Origin of the sequence: Shewanella sp. SG41-4, from assembly GCF_014164505.1 — a bacterium.
Classification (GTDB): domain Bacteria; phylum Pseudomonadota; class Gammaproteobacteria; order Enterobacterales; family Shewanellaceae; genus Shewanella.
On record NZ_JACJFI010000432.1, the window covers coordinates 1 to 2,405 of the forward strand.

Here is a 2,405-nt window from a genome sequence, read left to right on the forward strand (position 1 = left end):
GGGTTAATTTGTTAATTTGTTAATTTGTTTTGGCAACAAGATGCTCAGCAGAGTCAACAAAGTAAAATGACCTCAATTATACCGAAGTCATCACCTCACAATTTATGATATTACAATCTAATTAAATTGATTTACCAACTCTGTTTGACGTATACCCTGACCACTAATTTCTTGGCTATGTATTGCTGCATTATGGCAATTTTGTTCAAATTGATTAATGCCATCTTGTAATATCATCGCATTGCTATAAATTTGATTAACAACAGCAGCTTGCTCTTCTGCCGCTACTGAAATCTGCTCGCCATTACTTTCGATAATACTCATCACTTCACTAACCGAAATGAGGCTTTGCTCGAGCATTTTACTAGAATCTATACTCTTATCTGTTAACAAATGGCTTTGTTCCATGTGTGCAACGGCTTCTGCAGTTGTACGACTAAGTGAATTTATAATAGCGTGTATTTCATGAGCAGAAGTTGCCGAGCGACTTGCCAAATTACGCACTTCATCTGCGACCACCGCAAACCCTCTACCAGCCTCTCCAGCCCTAGCAGCTTCAATGGCGGCATTGAGTGAAAGTAAATTTGTTTGCTTTGCAATACTCTCGATCACCTCAACGACTTGGTTTACATTTTGACATTGTTGATTTAAGGAAGAAATTGCAATACGAGATTCTTCCAATACATTATTAATTTCCGTAGTCGCAATTTGGCTATTAGCTAATGCCACCTTAGTTGACTCTATTTGTTCAACTAAGTGATGAATTTCTGTGGTTGAATTAGTCGTGTTTTTAGCTATATCAGTAACAGAAGAGCTCATTTGGCCGATGGCTGTGACAACTTGTTCAAGGTTTTGTGATTGCGTAACCAACTGATTTTGATTCGCTTGATTTTGCTGTTGATGCTCTTCTAAACCTTGCTGTAATTCCTCGCCACTGTCTTTTATACGTCCTACCACGGCCAGCGTTTCAGCTTTTTGCATTCGTAGACTTAATTCGATGTGAGAAAGCTCATCGGTATAACCGGTGTAAACATATTGATTTAGTGGATTATCATGTATTTTTTCACTTAATATTAATATCTTACTAAAACGTTGTTTAAGAGTATAAAGCGGTCGACAAAAACAGATAATGGCAACAATAAATGCGACGACAGTGAAAAAACCACTTGAGTAAGGCAAAGACATTAACAACACAACAGATAGCAACCAAGCCGAAAAAAGTTTGGTAATAATACTAGCACCAAACTTAGGCTTAGCAGCTTTGCCAGCATTAATGGCATCGTAACAGGCTTGAGCACGTTCAGTGAGCTCTGCTTCTGGCTGAGTTCTTACCGACTGATACTCACAAATAGTACCGTTACGTTTAATCGGGGTCACATAAGCGTTAACCCAATAATATTGACCATTCTTGCAGCGATTCTTCACCAATCCCATCCAGCTTTTCCCTTGCTTAATGGTGTCCCATAGGTCACTAAATGCAGCTTTAGGCATATCAGGATGGCGTACTATATTGTGAGGTTTATTAATTAGCTCATCTTCTTTATAACCACTGACCGTCATAAAGTCATCGTTCACATGAGTAATAATACTGTCTAAATCGGTTGTTGAAAGGATCATATAATCCGACGGATAAATGACTTCTTCATCGATGATATCTTTTGGGGTCATGTTGATATATTAAACGTCGTTGAGATAAATAATTAAGCTGATTATTAAACAATCAGCATTACTTGTATGTGATGACTCACGACTTTAATCAGTAAATAATTAACATCTTTAAAATATATGCGATAAGTCACATGGATAGTTACCGGAGTCAATGTGACATCAAGTTTTACCTTGAGAAGTATCAATTAATCATGTTAATTCCCGTGTCGCTAGAGGTGATTTTTCGAGGCTGATGTTTATGATAAAAATGAACAATTAAGTGTAATGCACATTATCTTTACAACCTGTAAAAAATCACTTATCAATTGATATTAAATGATATTTTTACATTTATGGATACTGCCATACGTTTACGACCCACCGTTTAAAGTGTAACTTACTTTAAACGATGGATTGTAAGCGTCGACCAAAATTGAATTGAATGACTAACAGCCATCAACACCCACTACAGTTCAACATATTAACTCGATCTTATTATGGGCAGAGAAGCCATGGAATAAATAGAATTCAAATTCTTACTCTATCTGGCGATATAATTTGGGTGCTGCTTATATCAATCTAATGCTTTTAAAAAATAACTGTTTGCCTAGAATACTAAAAAGCCAACTGAATAAGTCAGCTATAATTTAAATCCGACGGAGTAATAAGGGGCTGCTGTTATATTTTACTATACCAATGATATCTGGCCCTGCTCTATCTTTAGCGCTAATTATCTCTCACGTTGTACTTCAATATTT

Annotated in this window: 1 protein-coding gene; it reads right to left on the reverse strand. The window is 36.5% G+C overall.

All coding sequences use genetic code 11. The features are described 5' to 3' along the window. Positions 1 to 117: 117 nt before the first annotated feature. Positions 118 to 1,668 (reverse strand): methyl-accepting chemotaxis protein, encoded by a 1,551-nt coding sequence (locus H5202_RS20700; RefSeq protein ID WP_182773722.1) that lies wholly within the window; start codon positions 1,666 to 1,668, stop codon positions 118 to 120. Positions 1,669 to 2,405 lie beyond the last annotated feature (737 nt).

Bases quoted from the DNA above. Each gene is read 5' to 3' on its own strand.
- H5202_RS20700 (WP_182773722.1), bottom strand. From the start codon at position 1,668: ATGACCCCAAAAGATATCATCGATGAAGAAGTCATTTATCCGTCGGAT.